Consider the following 15,438-nt stretch of genomic DNA (forward strand, 5'->3'; position numbering starts at 1 on the left):
ATGACCCTCCTCAACAGCGTGACCCCGAGCATGGACGAGAAAACCGCGCAGATCGACGCGATCTGCCGCCAGGCGCGCATCCTGCCGGTGGTGACCATCGACAACGAAGCACAGATTCTGCCGATGGCCGACGCCTTGGCCGCCGGTGGCCTGCGCACCTTGGAAATCACCCTGCGCTCGGAGCACGGCCTCACCGCCATTCGAGTGCTGCGCAAAGAGCGCCCGGACCTGTGCATCGGCGCCGGTACCATTCTCGATGCGCAAATGTTCCAGGCCGCGGAAGAGGCGGGCGCGCAATTTATCGTCAGCCCAGGCTGCACCGCTGAACTGCTGCGCTTTGCCGTCGACAGCCCGGTGCCGTTCTTGCCAGGTGTAGGTGGCGCGTCGGATTTGATGCTCGGCTACGGCCTGGGTTATCGCCGTTTCAAACTGTTCCCGGCAGAAGCTTGTGGCGGCATTCCCGCGTTGAAAGCGTTGGGCGGCCCGTTCAACCAGGTGCGTTTCTGCCCGACTGGCGGGGTGAAACCTGACAATTTGCTGGCCTACATGGCCGTGCCGAATGTGATGTGCGTGGGCGGCAGTTGGATGCTGGATAGCGCCTGGACCAAGGCTGGGGATTGGGCGCGGGTGGAGCAGGTGAGCCGGGAGGCGCTGGCATTGCTGGACGCGTAAGACGGTAGATTCTGGGCCCCAGCCTGCGCTGGGGCGACGGTGATGGCGGTCAAAACTGCCGTCACCCCAGCGAAAGCTGGGGTCCAGATGGTTGGATCGAAGCGCGCCATAAAAACCGTCGAAAGACGGTTTTTTTATGCTTCGGGTAATACCAAACTGGCCACAAACCCACCCTCTGGATGATTGGCCAATTCCAACGTACCGCCGTGCCGTTCCGCGGCGCGGCGGGCGATGGCCAGGCCCAGACCGTGGCCCGGGGCGCTCTGCTCGGGGGCGCGGTAGAAGGGTTCGCCCAGGCGCGCCAGGTGCTCGGGCGACACGCCGGGGCCATGGTCACGCACACTCAAGCGCACCTGCTCACCTAAACGTTCGGCACGCAGCTCGATGGCTTGCCCGGTCGGGTTGAAGCGCAGGGCATTGCGCAGCAAATTGTCCAGGGCGCGTTCGAGCATGTCCGGCCAGCCGGTGAGGCTCAGGCCTGGTTCAACCTGCACGCTGACCGGCTGCTCCGGTTCGTTGAGCTCGGCGTCTTGCTGGCGGTTTTCGAGCAGCGCGGTGACGTCCACTGCTTGCGCGGCGCCGAGATTGGCGTCCATCCGCGCCAGGGCGAGGATCTCGCTGATCAGCGCCTCCAAGCGATCACATTCACGCTCCAGACGCGGCCACAGTTTCACCCGGTCTTCCGGCGCGGCGCGTTCGGCCAGGGCCAGGGCGATACGCAGGCGCGCCAGCGGTGAGCGCAGTTCATGGGAGACGTCGCGCAGCAACTGGCGCTGGCTGCTGATCAGGTCCTGCAGGCGTTCGCCCATGCGGTTGAAGTCGCCGGCCAGTACGCCGAACTCATCGCGGCGGGTGGAAAGGCGCGCCAGGGTGTGTTGCTGGTAGGCCGCCTGGCCGAGGTCATGCACGGCGCCGCGCAGTTGCCCGAGCGGGCGGGTGATCGACAGCGTCAGCAGCAGGCTGAGGGCGGTCAGCACCACCAAGGCAATGCCCAGCGCGCTGGCGGGCATCAGCAGGCTGCCACGGTGCCAGTCGTCCAGCTCCGGGTGGGGAATGCGGTAAATGAACAGGTAGGTGTCGCCACCGGGGCTGGTGTAGTCGGTGGTCAGGCGGCGCCAGGGCAGGCGGCGCGGGTCGTCATGCTGACGCTTTTCAAAGGCGGCGGCGCGCGGTGGGAAGGTACCTTGAATCAGCGCGTTGCCGCTGTCGTCGAGCACCTGGGTGTCGATGTGGTAATCGCGTTTGCGCTGCTGCAGATAGTTCTGAGCGGCATCGGCGCCTTTGCTTTCGTAAATGCTCGCCCAGGCTTCCGGTACCCCTTGCAGCGCGGGGTGCTGGCTGAGAATCCAGGCGTCTTGATTAAGCATCCGCCCGAGCAGGATCGACAGCCCGGCCACCAGCACGATGGCCAGCCAGAAACTGGCAAAGATTCGCCAAAAAAGTGAGCGCACAACGATTCCTCATAAACCAACAAAACCCATCCGACGGTTAGGTCGGATGGGTTGAATCTTCCGTCACGGATCTAACCAAGAACTATGGGAAACCACCGTCGTCCCAGCGCAGGCTGGGAACCAGAGTCCTGAGCCGTGCGCGATATCGTGCACCGGCCAGCATTCTGGATTCCAGCCTGCGCTGGAACGACGGTGGTTTTTAGTACGGTCTCCGTCAGTTACTGCGCTTTAGCCTTGCTGGCCTTCCACGCCTGGAACTCTTGCCACTCGGCGCGACGCGCTTCCATCTGTTTGTGTTTCTCGTCGAACGCCTTCTGTTGCTCAGGGTTCAGCAGGGCGCGGATCTTGCCGTCGGTGGCGTCACGCTTGGCTTTGATCTCGTCGTGCATGGCCTTTTTGTCGGCGTCCGACAGTTTGTCCAGGTAGCGCTTGGTCAGTTCGTCACGGCTGTGGGCCTGTTCGCCCATGATCTTGCCGATGGCTTGGCGCTGTTCTTTGTTCAGGTCCAGGTCGGCAAACGGGCCTGGGCCGCGATGCTCACCGCGAGGGCCGCCGTCATGGGCGAAAGGGGGGCGTGGGCCGTCTTCGCCCGGCGATGGCATGGCCATGGCCATGGTTGGCAGGGCAGCAGCGAACAGAGCGGCGATGAGGGTCTTACGCATGGGGTATCTCCTTGTCTCCAAACCGGCACGTTTGCCGGATGTGCCCAGTCTAGGGAACGCAAGGTCAAGCGCGGTCAGGTGGCAGTAAAGCTTAGGTAAAGACGTTGCTACATAACCGGCCTGCACCTTTACACAGGGCAATTACCGGGAAATGGCCTTTTCCAGGAATCGAGGCTGCAAACGGCAAGAGCATCGCGGCTAAAGCCGCTCCTACGAGATCGTGGGGCCTCAGGCGCTGTAGTAATATCCGCGGCTACGCAAGGCCAGAATGCGGGGGCGGCCGTCGCTGTGTGGGCCGATCTTTTTGCGCAGGTTGCTGACGTGCATATCCAGGCTGCGGTCGTACAGGGTCAGCTTTCTGCCTAACGCGAGCTGCGCCAGTTCCTGTTTGTCTACCGGCTCGCCGGGTTGGCGCAGCAGGGCTTCGAGCAGGCGGCTTTCGGAGACAGTGAGCACCACGTCATGGCCGGCGATGGTCACCGAGCCGCGAATCGGGCTGAACGCCAGGTCGCCCAGTTCCACCTGGCTCGGCGTCGCCACCGGCACGCTGCGGCGCAATACGGCGCGCAGGCGGGCGGTGAGTTCGCGGGGGTCGCAGGGTTTGGCCAGGTAGTCGTCGGCGCCCAGCTCCAGGCCGAGGATGCGGTCCAACGGCTCGCCACGGGCCGAGAGCATCAGCACTGGCAGGTCGGGGTGGTCGCTGCGCAGTTGTTTGAGCAGCTCCAGGCCACTGCCATCGGGCAACATCACATCCAGCACCACGGCGGCCGGCGACTCGCTGGCTAACGCCGCGCGGGCACTGCGGCCATCATGGCAGGCGCGCACATGAAAACCTTCCTGGCTCAGCCAACTGCTCAGCAGCTCGCAGAGTTCTACGTCATCGTCGATCAGTAAGAGCGTGGACATAAGGCTGGTCTACGTCGCCAAGGTTGAGGGCTGTCAGTTGATCCATTCACGGCGGCTTTTACGCCGGCCACCGGTGAGCAGCGAGCCGCAGAGCATGGCCACCAGTACGGTGACGCCGCCCAGGGCAAACCAGGTTTGCTCTTCGTTGAGCAGTGACGGGTCCTGCTTGGCCTGGGCCTCTTTGAGGCGCAGGTTAAGGCGCTGGTTTTCCTGGCGCAGGCGCGAAACCACCGCGTTTTCGCGCAGCTCGGCACTGCCTTGCAGTTGCGTATTGAGCTCAGCGCGCAAGCGCTCACTTTCGGCCAGACGTTGTTCCAGACTGTCGAGTTGAGCCTGGTGGGCGCTCAGCGCCGCGCTACTGTCCGGCGCCGGAGTGGTCGGCGCCAGGGGCGTTTCTTCAGCGTGGACAGCGGTAACGATCAACAGCGATGCAGCGAACATCAGGGACAGTGGACCTTGGCGCATCGGCTTTCCTTGGCGTGTAAATGACCGGCAGTGTTAATCGCTAGGGCAGGGGCTCGTTGAAACTTACGGCAACACCAGCTTGAACGGCTTGACCGTCACGTTGGCGTACACGCCAGCGGCGCGGTACGGGTCGGCATCGGCCCAGGTCTGGGCGGCGATCAGCGACTCGAACTCGGCCACGATCAGGCTGCCGCTGAAACCGGCGGCGCCGGGGTCATTGCTGTCCACGGCCGGGTGCGGGCCGGCGAGCACCAGGCGGCCTTCGCTTTTCAGCTGTTCCAGGCGGGCCAGGTGGGCAGGGCGGGCGGCGAGGCGGTGTTCCAGGGAGTTGGCCACGTCGGTGGCGATGATCGCGTAGAGCATGTCAGTCCTTGTTTTCGGGGGCGGCGGTCTTGGCGGTGTCGCCGTCGACGTCATGAATATGTTTGGCCAGGAAGAGGCCCTGGCCGATCAAAAACAGCAGGGTCATGCCCAGGCTGCCGAATACCTTGAAGTCCACCCAGATACTCTGGAAGGTGAACGCAACAAACAGGTTGGCCGCGCCGCTGACAATAAAGAACACGATCCAGGCGATGTTCAGCTTCACCCAGATCGGCTCGGGCAGGCTCATGGCGTGGCCCATCATGCGTTGAATCAGTGGTTTGTCGCCGATGAAGTGGCTGCCGAGGAAGGCCAGGGCGAACAGCCAGCTGACCACCGGGGCTTTCCATTTCAGAAAGGTTTCGCTGTGGAAGGCCAGCGTCAGGCTGCCGAACACCAGGCAGGCGATCAGGGTCAGCCATTGGCTTTTTTCCAGACGCTTCTGGACGATGAAGAAAATGCCGTACACCACGATGGAGCTGGCGATCAACATGGCGGTGGCGCTGAAAATACCGCCTAGCATGTAGGTGTAGCCGAAGAGTTCGACGGCGCGGGGTTCTAGCTTGAAAACGACGAAAAACAGGATAAGCGGGATGAAGTCGAGGAATTGTTTCACAGTGGCAAGCCAGAAGCTGGATGTGCCGGCATAATAACAAACCCGAACCGTAGAGCTAGGCGCAGCGGCGCAGACTTTGTGCCACCGCGTGGTTTTTTTCGTACCAACTGTTTATCTGCTCTGTGATCTATTACAGACAAACAGCCTGAAACCGAGATGTGTATCCGATGACCGTAGACCTGCACTGCCATAGCACCGCTTCCGACGGCGCCCTCGCGCCCGCCGTGGTGGTTGCCCGCGCCCATGAGCGCGGCGTGCGGGTTCTGGCCCTCACCGACCACGACACCCTCGAAGGCCTCGACGAAGCGCGCAGCGCCGCCGTCGAGCTGGACATGCAGTTGGTCAACGGCGTCGAGCTGTCGTGCACCTGGGGCGGCGCCACCATTCATGTGCTCGGCTACGGCTTTGCCGCCAACGCCCCGGCCCTGGTGCAGGCGATTGCCGACCTGCACAGCGGCCGCTGGTTGCGCGCCGAAGAGATCGACCGGCGCCTGGCGCTCAAAGGCATGCCTGGTGCGCTGGAAGGCGCACGGGCCATTCAGCAGGAGCTCGGCGACAGCGGCAACGCCCCGGCGCGCCCGCACTTCGCCGACTTTCTGGTGCGCGAAGGCTATGTAAAGGACCGCGCAGAAGCGTTCCGCAAGTGGCTGGGCTCGGGCAAGCTCGGCGACGTCAAACAGCACTGGCCAACCCTCGAAGACGCCGTGGGCACCCTGCGCGAAGCGGGTGCCTGGGTGAGCCTGGCGCACGCCTGGCAATACGACTTCACCCGCAGCAAGCGGCGCAAACTGGTGATCGACTTTGTCGCCGCCGGTGGCCAGGCGCTGGAAGTGGTCAATGGCATGCAGCCGGCCGAGCAAATTGGCGGCCTGGCGATTCTTGCCCGTGAATTCGGTCTGCTGGCCAGTGTCGGCAGTGACTTCCATGCGCCGGGAGACTGGTCGGAGCTGGGCATGTACCGCCCGCTGCCCGAGGACCTGGCACCATTGTGGCTGCGCTTCGATCATGTCCAACCCGCTGCTGCCGGCTGAGCCGCAAACCTTCGAGAAGGGAACTCCCGTGAGTCAATTTTTCCAGGTGCACCCGGAAAACCCGCAAGCGCGGCTGATCAAGCAAGCGGTCGAGATCATCAAAGCCGGTGGCGTGATCGTCTATCCCACCGACTCCTCCTATGCCGTGGGTTGCCACATCGGCGACAAGACGGCGGTGGAGCGCATCCGCCGCCTGCGCCAACTGGACGACAAACACAACTTCACCCTGGTGTGCCGCGACCTGTCGCAGCTCGGCCTGTTCGCCAAGGTCGACACCGGCGCCTTCCGCCTGCTCAAAGGCCACACCCCGGGGCCGTACACCTTCATTCTGAACGCCACCCGCGAAGTGCCGCGCATGCTCCTGCACCCCAAGCGCCGCACCATCGGCCTGCGCGTGCCGAGCCACCCGATTGCCCAGGCGCTGCTGGAAGAACTGGGCGAGCCGCTGATGAGCACCAGCCTGATTCTGCCCGGTGAAAAAGAGCCGATGAGCGACCCCTATGAAATGCGCCAGATCCTCGAACACCAGGTCGACCTGATTATCGACGGTGGCTTCGGCGGCCTGGAGGCCTCCACCGTGGTCAGCCTGGTGGACGACGAAGTGGTGCTGGTGCGCGTCGGCTGCGGCGACCCGACACCATTCGAGGCTGACGCCTAAATGGCGACAGGACCCCGCGCGTGAGCCTGGTCGACCCGCAACGCCGTGTGCTGTCTGGCATGCGCCCCAGTGGCCGGTTGCACCTGGGCCACTACCACGGCGTGCTGAAAAACTGGGTGAAGCTGCAGCACGAATACGAGTGCTTTTTCTGCATCGTCGACTGGCACGCGCTGACCACCGACTACGACGAAGTCGGGCAAATCGCCGGGCACGTGATGGACATGGCCGTCGACTGGCTGGCCGCCGGCGTCAGCCCCAGCTCGGCGAACATGTTCATTCAGTCGCAAGTGCCCGAACACGCCGAGCTGCACCTGCTGCTGTCGATGATCTGCCCGCTCAGCTGGCTGGAGCGCGTGCCCTCGTACAAAGAGCAGCAAGACCAACTGCACCACAAAGACCTCAGCACCTACGGCTTTCTTGGCTACCCGCTGCTGCAGGCCGCCGACATTCTGCTGTACCGCGCAGGCCTGGTACCGGTCGGCTCGGACCAGCTGCCGCACATTGAATTCGCCCGCGAAGTGGCGCGCCGCTTCAACCACCTGTACGGTCGCGAGCCCGGCTTTGAAGCCAAGGCCGAAGCGGCCATCCTGCGCCTGGGGAAAAAGACCGCCAAGCTCTACAACAGCCTGCGCAAAGCGTTCCAGGAGCAGGGCGACGGCGAAGCACTGGACACCGCCCGCGCGCTGCTAAAAGAAGTGCAGAGCATTACCCTGGGCGACAAAGAACGCCTGTTTGGCTACCTCGAAGGCGGCGGTAAAGTATTGCTGCCCGAGCCCCACGCGCTGCTTAGCGAGGCGCCGAGGCTGGCCGGGCTGGACGGCGGCAAAATGTCCACTTCCCATTTCAAGGGCGGCAATAGCAACGCGATTTACCTGCGCGACACCCCGGCCGAGATCGACGACAAATTGCGGCGCATGCCCACCGACCCGGCACGGGTACACCGCGCCGATCCCGGTGAGCCCACGCGCTGCCCGGTCTGGCAGTTGCATGAGGTGTACTCCAGCGACGCCACCCGCGAGTGGGTGCAACAGGGTTGCCGCAGCGCCGGGATTGGCTGCATCGACTGCAAAGGCCCGCTGATAGAGGCCGTGCAGGCCGAACTGAAACCGCTGCACGTGCGCGCCCTGGACTACCAGGACAGCCCGGAAGTGGTGCGTAATATCCTCGCCGAGGGCGCCGAACGGGCGCGCGACGAGGCCCGCGAAACCCTGGTCGAAGTGCGTGCCGCACTCGGCCTTAACTACCGCTAACAGAAGCAGCAGACCAGACACCATGCAGGACACCACCGCCAGCGAAGTCGACCCCCAGGCCAGCGCCCAGCAAGAGCTGCCGTTCGCCCTGGTGTATGGCAAAGCCATCACCGAAATGCCGGTGGACCTGTACATTCCGCCGGATGCGCTAGAGGTATTCCTCGAGGCCTTCGAAGGCCCGCTCGATTTGCTCCTGTACCTGATCCGCAAACAGAACATCGACGTGCTCGACATTCCCGTGGCCGAGATCACCAAGCAGTACATGGGCTACGTCGAACTGATGCAGTCGGTGCGCCTGGAGCTGGCTGCCGAATACCTGGTGATGGCCGCCATGCTCGCCGAGATCAAATCGCGCATGCTCCTGCCGCGCTCCGCCGAGGCCGAGGAAGAAGAAGACGACCCGCGCGCCGAACTGATCCGCCGTCTGCAGGAATACGAACGCTACAAAGCCGCCGCCGAGGGCATCGACCAGATCACCCGCGTTGGCCGCGACCTTACCGTACCGCGCCTGGACGCCCCGGAAGCGCGGGCGCGCAAGCTGCTACCCGATGTCAGCCTGGAAGAGCTGCTGCTGTCGATGGCCGAAGTGCTGCGCCGCGCCGACATGTTCGAAAGCCACCAGGTCACCCGCGAACAACTGTCCACCCGCGAGCGCATGAGCGACGTGCTGGAGCGCCTGAAAGGCGCGGGCTTTGTGCCCTTCGTCAGCCTGTTCCTCGCCGAAGAAGGCAAGCTGGGCGTGGTGGTGACCTTTATGGCGGTACTGGAGCTGATCAAAGAACAGCTGGTAGAACTGGTACAGAACGAGGCTTTTGGGCCGATCCATGTGCGCGCACGTGCCGAATAAGAACGCCCCGAAGAGAGTGGCTCACGCATGAACCTGAACGACCCCAAAGAACTGGCCTCACTGCTCGAAGCCTTTCTGCTCGCCAGCGGCAAACCGCAATCGCTGGAGCGCCTGTACGAGCTGTTCGAAGAAAACGAGCGGCCCGAGCCTGCCGTGTTCAAAAAAGCCCTGGCCGCCCTGGAAAAATCCTGCGCCGGCCGCGCCTTTGAACTCAAAGAAGTCGCCAGCGGCTACCGCCTGCAAGTGCGCGAAATCTACGCGCCGTGGGTCGGCCGCCTGTGGGAAGAACGCCCGCAACGCTACTCGCGCGCCATGCTCGAAACCCTGGCCCTGGTCGCCTACCGCCAGCCCATTACCCGCGGCGAAATCGAAGACGTACGCGGCGTGGCGGTAAACACCCAGATCGTCAAAACCCTGCTCGAACGCGAGTGGATTCGCGTGGTCGGCTACCGCGACGTGCCCGGCAAGCCGGCCATGTTCGCCACCACCAAACAGTTCCTCGACCACTTCAACCTGAAGAACCTCGACGAACTGCCGCCACTCGCCGCCCTGCGCGAACTGGAACCCGAGCCCATGCTCGGCTTCGACCAGGATGACCTGCCCGTACCCGAAAGCCTGCAAGCCCGCGCCGACGTGGCCGGCGAAGGCGAAGATGGCGCCGCACCGGCACCGAGCGAAGAGAAGAGCTTCAGCAGCCTGCTGGCCGAACTGGACAACATGGAACAAGGCCTGAAAACCGACTTCGACGACGTGCCCGACGACTATGAACCGCCCCCCGTGGCGGTCCCTGTCGAAGAATACAGCGACGACAAGCCCGTGCCCTCCGACCTGCAAGCCCGCGCCGATGCCGCATGGGCCGACGACGAAGACGAAGAGCCCATGTCCGCCGAAGAGGCGCTAGAGGTGCTGCGCAACAAGGTGGCTACTCAACCAGTAACGCCACCGGCGCCGGCGTTTACGCCAGAGCCCGAGGAAGAAAGCGAAGAAGAGGCCCTGGCACGCGCCATCCGCGAAGAACAGCAATACTCCCGCGACTGAGTAACGGCCATGGGCGACACAAAAGATCCCTGCATCAGCATTTGTAAATTCGACGACCGAATCTGCATCGGCTGTGGGCGCAGCAAGGACGAAATCAAAGCCTGGAAGAAAATGGACAAACCGCACAAGCGCGAGGTGCTGGCCGAAGCCGAAAAGCGCCTGAAAGCCATGGGCGGCAAGACCCGCAAGAAGAAAAAGCACTGAACTGCGTTTCCAGGAGTGCGGCTAACCGGAGCGCCGGACCGCCCCCTCCCACAACGATCGCAGCCGTATGGGCAACCCGTGATCCCTGTGGGAGGGGCTTCAGCCGCGATGCTTTTGACCCTATTGGTAGGGCAGAACCCCACCCGTTTTCAGGCCAACCCACTGAGGCTGAAGCCTCTCTCACATGGGCTCGTGGGACCTGTAGGAGCGGCTTTAGCCGCGATGCTTTTGACCTTATTGGTTAGGGCAGAACCCCACTATTTTCAGGCCAACCCATCGAGGCTGAAGCCTCCCCCACAGGAAACCGAGATCAATTGTGGGAGGGGCTTTAGCCGCGATCTTTTGATCTTGCCCTTCACAACTTGATCAATCCCCTTAGCTACTAAAATACCGCCCAACCAACGCCAACCCACTGCCCAGCACCAACCACGTCACCACCCGCACAAACGCTTCCCGAGAAAGGCGCTGCGCCAACCGACGCCCCAGCCACAACCCCAACGCCATCACCGGCAACAACACCGCCGCCAGCAGCAGTAACGACGCATCGGCATACACCCCAGCCAGCAGAAACAGGCTGAGGCGCACCAACGTGCTGCAACTGATCAACGCACTCTGCGTCGCCCGCGCCTGTTCGACCGAGCTCAGCCGCGCATTCAGATACAGCGCATACAAAAACCCACCGCTGCCGAACAACGCACCAAACAGCCCACCCACCGTACCGGCCGGCACCGCCCATGCCGCGCTCAGTTGGGTGGGCCGTGCCTTCACCGCCAGGCTGTACAGCGCATAACCGCTGACAAACAGCCCCATCAGCAACAGCAGCACATCGGCCTTGAGCTGCAGCAAAAACACCACCCCCAGCGTGCACCCCAGCGCCATGCACGGCAGCAAACGCAGCAACTCCTCGCGCGCCACCGCCTTGCGCGCCGGCAGCCAGTTGCCGAACGCCGCGACAAAATCCAGTAGCACCAGCAGCGGGATGATCCGCGACAGCGGCATAAAGTGAATCATCACCGGCCCGGCCACCAACGCCGTACCAAACCCGGCAAAGCCAAACACCACATAGGCCGCCGTTATGCCCACGCCAATCACCCACCAGTCCAGGGCAGAAAAGGGCAGCAGGGTGGTTACAGAATCCAGCATGGGCGCTCCATCAGCGGTTGAACCAGGCATTAGGTTAGCCAGCGCAGAGCCATGCCGACTAATATGCAAAATCCCCAAAAGACATCTCGAAACGAGATAGCCCCATGACCTCCATTCGCCAACTGCGCTACTTCGTCGAAATTGCCGAATCCGGCAGCTTCACTGCGGCCGCCGAGCACCTGTACATCGCCCAATCCGCCCTCAGCCGGCAGATCAAAGAACTCGAACAGCAGCTCGGCACCCCGTTGTTCGAACGCACCGCCCGCCAACCGCGCCTGACCCCGGCCGGCGAAGCCTTCTACCCCCGCGCGCGCAAACTGCTCGCCGACCTCGAGCAAGCCGAACGCCTGGCCCAGGAAGTCGGCCAAGGCCTACGCGGCAGCCTGCGCCTGAACCACTCCAGCACCGTGCCGCTCACCGGCCGCCTGCTGCAGCGCCTGAGCAGCTACCTGAGCGTCAACCCCGACGTCTCCATCGACATCGCCCAACAAGGCTCCGAAGCGCAACTGCACGACATCGCCGCCGGCAACCTCGACATCGGCCTGCTGCGCCTGCCGGTGCTGCGCCAACACGACGGCGTAACCCTTCAGCCGTTATTCGACGAACCCCTGTACCTCGCCGTCGCCGCCGGCCACCCCCTGGCCAACGCCGCCAGCGTGCCCCTCAGCCAACTGCGCGAAGAACGTTTTATCTCCATCCCCCACGGCCAACGCGGCGGCCTCAGCTACCTGTCCGCCTCATTGTGCATGCAAGCCGGCTTCTTCCCGCGCGCCGCACAAGTGGTGTCGCGCAAGACCACGCAGCTGCAATTGATCCAGGCCGGCTTTGGCGTGGCGTTGCTGCCGGAAGGCATGCGCGCTTTGGCCGATGAAACCGTGCGGTTTGTGCCATTGGAGGGGGAGGGGTGTAGCAGTACGGTGGCCGTGGCTTTTGGGCGTGGGGCAGGGGGGATGGTGGGGGAGTTTGTGGAGGTGATGCGGGACGCTACACTCCGGGCGGCTCGTTGAGCGTTGGAGCAATAATCCATAGAGGTTGCTCTTTTATACGGTCACCTTTTATGCGCTAATTCAGCCATTCGCCGCACTACTCGTTCAAGGAAGAACCATGACGTACAAAGAAAAAATGCTTAGCCAAGGCACCATGTTTGCCACCCTGCCATTCCTCCTGGTTGGCGTGTACGGGCTGATTTCAGGCCGTTACTTTCTCCCCTCAAAAAACAGCGCCGAAGTTGCTGGCGAAAGCGCGCTGCTGTTGTCTGCGCTAACCGTATTGCTGGCTGTGGTAGTGGCTGTCCCTGAAGTTATCAAGCTCAGCGGTACCGATATTCAGCGGTTCAAAAAGCTCTACCTTGCGATTCAATATGGTTGTGTTGCGGCACTATTTATTGCCCTGGTTAAAACGCAAACGGCGTAAGCGACGGATGGAGCGCCTGTGAGTGGTGCACAGGAGCCCATCGACGTGCGCTGTTCGGTTTTTAGAGTCAAAAATAAATCCGTCCCCTTTACGCTTTAAGTGAGAAGGGGGCTTTGGTCCCCTTCTTTGCGTTTTGGGGTCGGTTTATTGCTGGCAGAATGGCAATCCCGTTTAAGACCCCTGCAAGGAATGCGGATTGTGGCCCGAATAGTCAAGAAGCCCGGTGACCTGCTGATATTTCCGTTATCAGCGGAGGGCAAGTACGGGTGTTGCCAATGGCTCGCGGACGGCACAGCGCGCTTTTTTCTTAGTGCGTCCTCTCAAGATTTTTCACCCTCAGAAATCCTTGCGCTCCCTGTCGCGTTTCGTGTGCTTGTTTTCCGGGATACGCCCAATCGGTATGGCTGGACCAAGGTTGGCAAGGGCGCCATGCCAGACGAGTTTTCCTCCCCTCAGCGGTATGCCAAGCGAAACCCCATTTCTGGTGCGATCTCTATTTACTTTGAGGGCAACGAAACGCGGGCGACGTACGCTGAAGTCGAAGGTTTAGAGACTGTTGCGGTATGGGCGCACCCTCATATCGTTGAAAGGTTGGAAGCGCAACTTGAAGGGCGAGAGTCCAAGTTTTTGCGTTCTGTGCAGGTTTCGGCTGTTTAGATACGTGGCGAACTCCACTGTTGAAGTGGGGCTGAGATTGTTGCCCTCACGCCCCTCTCCCGCAAGCGGGAGAGGGGCGGATTGCTGGTGTGGCGGGATTCGGTGGTGGTTGGCATGCGGCGGTGAGGGGCTGGCTTGCGCTCGGATTCGGAGTAGATGAATCGCAAAAGGTGACAGTTTTATTTTCTACTAAAACTACCGCGTTGGACGATAAATAGTCAGTCATATTTCGGTCATTGATCTTCGGTGTCGCACCACGATGCTTTGGACGCTACCTCGACTTGCCGCTGCTTTACCGGCACAAACAAGGTGTCCAATGTCCCCAGCGCCACTGATACCCAATCCCGGTACTCACCTTCACTTCTAGACCAAAACAGCGACGACCCACATTCGCCACAGAACTGACGAATGACCGATTCAGAAGACGCATAGGACCTGATGTCCGCCGCACCTTGGACTATATGTAGATCGCCCCGTAACACGCTCCCATAGCTGGCAAACGCCGCCCCATGGCTTTTACGGCACATGCTGCAATGGCAGTGTGAGACCGCTTTGGGGGTTGAACGAAGTTCGTATCTGACGGCGCCGCACAAACAGCTACCGCAAAAAGTCTCAGGCATATCGGCGCAGCCAAACGGGGGGAGAACGCAGGGTAACCACAAGTCTGTGGATCGTCGATCTGCCCGCGTAATGCCTCAGTTTTAGTGCATGTTTCTAGCCCCAGTCGTAGCTCCCATCTTTCGCGCCTAACCGCAGGAGCCGACATATTTCCCCCATTCCCCCGACCTACAGTCCCCCATCGCTGAATCTTCAGCGAAGCCGGTTTGGTCGCCGGCCCACCTATGATGCGCACGCGCCTGCTATAAGAAGTGGGCGTTTTACCGCTGCTCTATGGCGGTTGTGCGCAGGACACCTTCGGGTGTGCCGGGAATCTAGGTGGCCGGTCGACCAACCTGCGTACAGCTGCCTCCTTTTTGCTTGGTCGCTTAGGGAGGAAGTCCCGTAACCATCTAGAGACTTACCTTTATGAACGACTCATCCGCTGTAACCACCCTCGAACCCTTCGACCACATGGACAGCCTCCCGCTGTTTTCCGTTAACCCCGGTGTACCCATTGCCGACGCACTCGAGCGCGCCGCCGACCTGATGGGTTATGCCGAAGCCTTGGCGGCGGCCGACGCTTTCACCGACAAGGCGCTTGAGAGTGCGGTTATCCAGACCCTCAGCGAAATGGCCAAGGCGTTGGTCACGGCCACCAAGGCAGCAGTAGGGGAAGCCCAGTCGTAAAAAGGGCGAGTGAAAAAAAGGGGAGCGATTGGCTCCCCTTTTTGCTGCCTGCCAGTTGCCTCAGTCGCGGGCGGCTGGGGTGCTGCGGGCGTTCTTTTTCTGCAGGATCTGGGAGGCTTCGTAGAGGGCTGCCTGAAACACGTCGCTGCTGACCCAGTTCACGGCGGCGTCTTCTTCTTCGTTGTGGAACAGGCCGCGGTAGACGATCAGCAGGCCCATCATAAAGTCGGTGGCGGGTTCTTCGGCTTCTTCGGCTACCACCAGTTCCAGTACGGGGTATTGCAGGAATACCAGGCACAGGGCGAGCAGGCTGATGCCTTCAGCCGCTTTCATGGTTTGGAACAGGTCGTCGAAGTGGGCGGGGTCGAAGCCGTTTTCTTCGATGTCTTTGAAGTCGAAGGTGCTTAGGTCGATTTCGACGTCATCGAAGGGTTCGTTGATCAGCGGGTTGGCCAGCAGCGGGTGAATCACGCTGCCTTTGGCTTTGCCCACGCGGTTCTGTTTGGCCTTGGCTTTGGCCCGCTGGGCACGTTTTTGCTGTTTGTCTGGAGAGGCCATGGTGGCGAGTTCCTTTGTAGGCGCAGCCATGTTCATGGCCCAGGATATTCGGGCGACCATTGTAGGCAGTCTTGCCGGGGAAGTCGGCCATTTTCAGGGCGCGAGTGCAGCGCAATCGTTGACTTGCAGCAAAAGCTGACTGGAAAGTCAGCTCATACTGACGGCATCTGGCTCTCGCTCAACGAAGGCGTTGAGGTGCGGCCAGTAAGGTCGTCGCGAC

At 61.9% G+C, this 15,438-nt stretch carries 20 protein-coding genes; 11 read left to right on the top strand and 9 right to left on the bottom strand.

The features are described 5' to 3' along the window. Complete coding sequence (locus tag C8K61_RS01140) at positions 1-672, top strand: bifunctional 4-hydroxy-2-oxoglutarate aldolase/2-dehydro-3-deoxy-phosphogluconate aldolase (RefSeq protein WP_256589334.1); 672 nt, start codon at positions 1-3, stop codon at positions 670-672. A 134-nt stretch (positions 673-806) separates the two neighbouring features. Here C8K61_RS01140 and C8K61_RS01145 read toward each other — a convergent pair whose 3' ends face one another. The 6 genes from C8K61_RS01145 to C8K61_RS01170 all read right to left on the bottom strand — a co-directional run bounded on the left by C8K61_RS01145 (position 807) and on the right by C8K61_RS01170 (position 5,132). After that, a complete protein-coding gene (locus C8K61_RS01145; RefSeq protein WP_108094342.1) occupies positions 807-2,123 on the bottom strand; it encodes a HAMP domain-containing sensor histidine kinase in 1,317 nt (438 codons plus the stop codon). Positions 2,124-2,341: 218 nt separating this feature from the next. Beyond that, the gene (locus C8K61_RS01150; RefSeq protein ID WP_108094343.1) at positions 2,342-2,785 is read right to left on the bottom strand and encodes a Spy/CpxP family protein refolding chaperone; all 444 of its coding nucleotides are present in this window, start codon (positions 2,783-2,785) and stop codon (positions 2,342-2,344) included. Positions 2,786-3,013: 228 nt separating this feature from the next. Next, the gene (locus C8K61_RS01155) at positions 3,014-3,691 is read right to left on the bottom strand and encodes a response regulator transcription factor (RefSeq protein ID WP_108094344.1); all 678 of its coding nucleotides are present in this window, start codon (positions 3,689-3,691) and stop codon (positions 3,014-3,016) included. Positions 3,692-3,724: 33 nt separating this feature from the next. Further along, on the bottom strand, positions 3,725-4,156 hold the full coding sequence (locus C8K61_RS01160; RefSeq protein ID WP_108094345.1) for a hypothetical protein: 432 nt from the start codon (positions 4,154-4,156) through the stop codon (positions 3,725-3,727). Positions 4,157-4,219: 63 nt separating this feature from the next. Then, a complete protein-coding gene (locus C8K61_RS01165) occupies positions 4,220-4,519 on the bottom strand; it encodes a YciI family protein (protein ID WP_108094346.1) in 300 nt (99 codons plus the stop codon). Position 4,520: 1 nt separating this feature from the next. Next, positions 4,521-5,132 (bottom strand): septation protein A, encoded by a 612-nt coding sequence (locus C8K61_RS01170; RefSeq protein ID WP_108094347.1) that lies wholly within the window; start codon positions 5,130-5,132, stop codon positions 4,521-4,523. Between the two features lie 167 nt (positions 5,133-5,299). On the opposite strand from C8K61_RS01170, the gene C8K61_RS01175 reads away from it, so the two are divergent. The 6 genes from C8K61_RS01175 to C8K61_RS01200 all read left to right on the top strand — a co-directional run bounded on the left by C8K61_RS01175 (position 5,300) and on the right by C8K61_RS01200 (position 10,160). Continuing rightward, positions 5,300-6,163, top strand: coding sequence for a PHP domain-containing protein (locus C8K61_RS01175; protein ID WP_108094348.1), 864 nt, complete (start codon positions 5,300-5,302; stop codon positions 6,161-6,163). A 28-nt stretch (positions 6,164-6,191) separates the two neighbouring features. Then, positions 6,192-6,821, top strand: a complete 630-nt coding sequence (locus C8K61_RS01180) for an L-threonylcarbamoyladenylate synthase (protein WP_108094876.1) — start codon at positions 6,192-6,194, stop codon at positions 6,819-6,821. 20 nt (positions 6,822-6,841) lie between these two features. Continuing rightward, positions 6,842-8,071, top strand: coding sequence for a tryptophan--tRNA ligase (locus C8K61_RS01185; protein ID WP_108094349.1), 1,230 nt, complete (start codon positions 6,842-6,844; stop codon positions 8,069-8,071). 115 nt (positions 8,072-8,186) lie between these two features. Continuing rightward, on the top strand, positions 8,187-8,918 hold the full coding sequence (locus C8K61_RS01190; RefSeq protein WP_256589357.1) for a ScpA family protein: 732 nt from the start codon (positions 8,187-8,189) through the stop codon (positions 8,916-8,918). Between the two features lie 27 nt (positions 8,919-8,945). Beyond that, positions 8,946-9,956 (top strand): SMC-Scp complex subunit ScpB, encoded by a 1,011-nt coding sequence (gene scpB / locus C8K61_RS01195; RefSeq protein WP_108094351.1) that lies wholly within the window; start codon positions 8,946-8,948, stop codon positions 9,954-9,956. Positions 9,957-9,965: 9 nt separating this feature from the next. After that, the gene (locus C8K61_RS01200) at positions 9,966-10,160 is read left to right on the top strand and encodes a DUF1289 domain-containing protein (RefSeq protein WP_108094352.1); all 195 of its coding nucleotides are present in this window, start codon (positions 9,966-9,968) and stop codon (positions 10,158-10,160) included. Positions 10,161-10,535: 375 nt separating this feature from the next. On the opposite strand, the gene C8K61_RS01205 is transcribed toward C8K61_RS01200, so the two are convergent. Continuing rightward, entirely contained in the window at positions 10,536-11,303 is a 768-nt protein-coding gene (locus tag C8K61_RS01205; RefSeq protein WP_108094353.1) for a sulfite exporter TauE/SafE family protein, read from the bottom strand. A 104-nt stretch (positions 11,304-11,407) separates the two neighbouring features. On the opposite strand from C8K61_RS01205, the gene C8K61_RS01210 reads away from it, so the two are divergent. The 3 genes from C8K61_RS01210 (at position 11,408) to C8K61_RS01220 (ending at position 13,373) form a co-directional block, all read left to right on the top strand. Continuing rightward, positions 11,408-12,310 (top strand): LysR family transcriptional regulator, encoded by a 903-nt coding sequence (locus C8K61_RS01210; RefSeq protein WP_108094354.1) that lies wholly within the window; start codon positions 11,408-11,410, stop codon positions 12,308-12,310. A 97-nt stretch (positions 12,311-12,407) separates the two neighbouring features. Next, positions 12,408-12,716 carry a hypothetical protein gene (locus C8K61_RS01215; protein ID WP_108094355.1) on the top strand — a complete coding sequence of 103 codons (309 nt, stop codon included), beginning with the start codon at positions 12,408-12,410 and terminating at the stop codon, positions 12,714-12,716. 198 nt (positions 12,717-12,914) lie between these two features. Then, positions 12,915-13,373 (top strand): hypothetical protein, encoded by a 459-nt coding sequence (locus C8K61_RS01220; RefSeq protein WP_108094356.1) that lies wholly within the window; start codon positions 12,915-12,917, stop codon positions 13,371-13,373. Positions 13,374-13,606: 233 nt separating this feature from the next. On the opposite strand, the gene C8K61_RS01225 is transcribed toward C8K61_RS01220, so the two are convergent. Next, a complete protein-coding gene (locus C8K61_RS01225) occupies positions 13,607-13,993 on the bottom strand; it encodes a GFA family protein (protein WP_108094357.1) in 387 nt (128 codons plus the stop codon). Positions 13,994-14,399: 406 nt separating this feature from the next. Here C8K61_RS01225 and C8K61_RS01235 point away from each other — a divergent pair, with 406 nt between their 5' ends. Beyond that, positions 14,400-14,660 carry a DUF3077 domain-containing protein gene (locus tag C8K61_RS01235; protein WP_108094359.1) on the top strand — a complete coding sequence of 87 codons (261 nt, stop codon included), beginning with the start codon at positions 14,400-14,402 and terminating at the stop codon, positions 14,658-14,660. Positions 14,661-14,720: 60 nt separating this feature from the next. Here the strand turns inward: C8K61_RS01235 and C8K61_RS01240 are convergent, their stop codons facing one another. Then, the gene (locus C8K61_RS01240) at positions 14,721-15,218 is read right to left on the bottom strand and encodes a hypothetical protein (protein WP_108094360.1); all 498 of its coding nucleotides are present in this window, start codon (positions 15,216-15,218) and stop codon (positions 14,721-14,723) included. Positions 15,219-15,438: the final 220 nt, after the last annotated feature.

It is taken from the genome of Pseudomonas sp. GV071 (assembly GCF_003050835.1).
Classification (GTDB): Bacteria; Pseudomonadota; Gammaproteobacteria; order Pseudomonadales; family Pseudomonadaceae; genus Aquipseudomonas.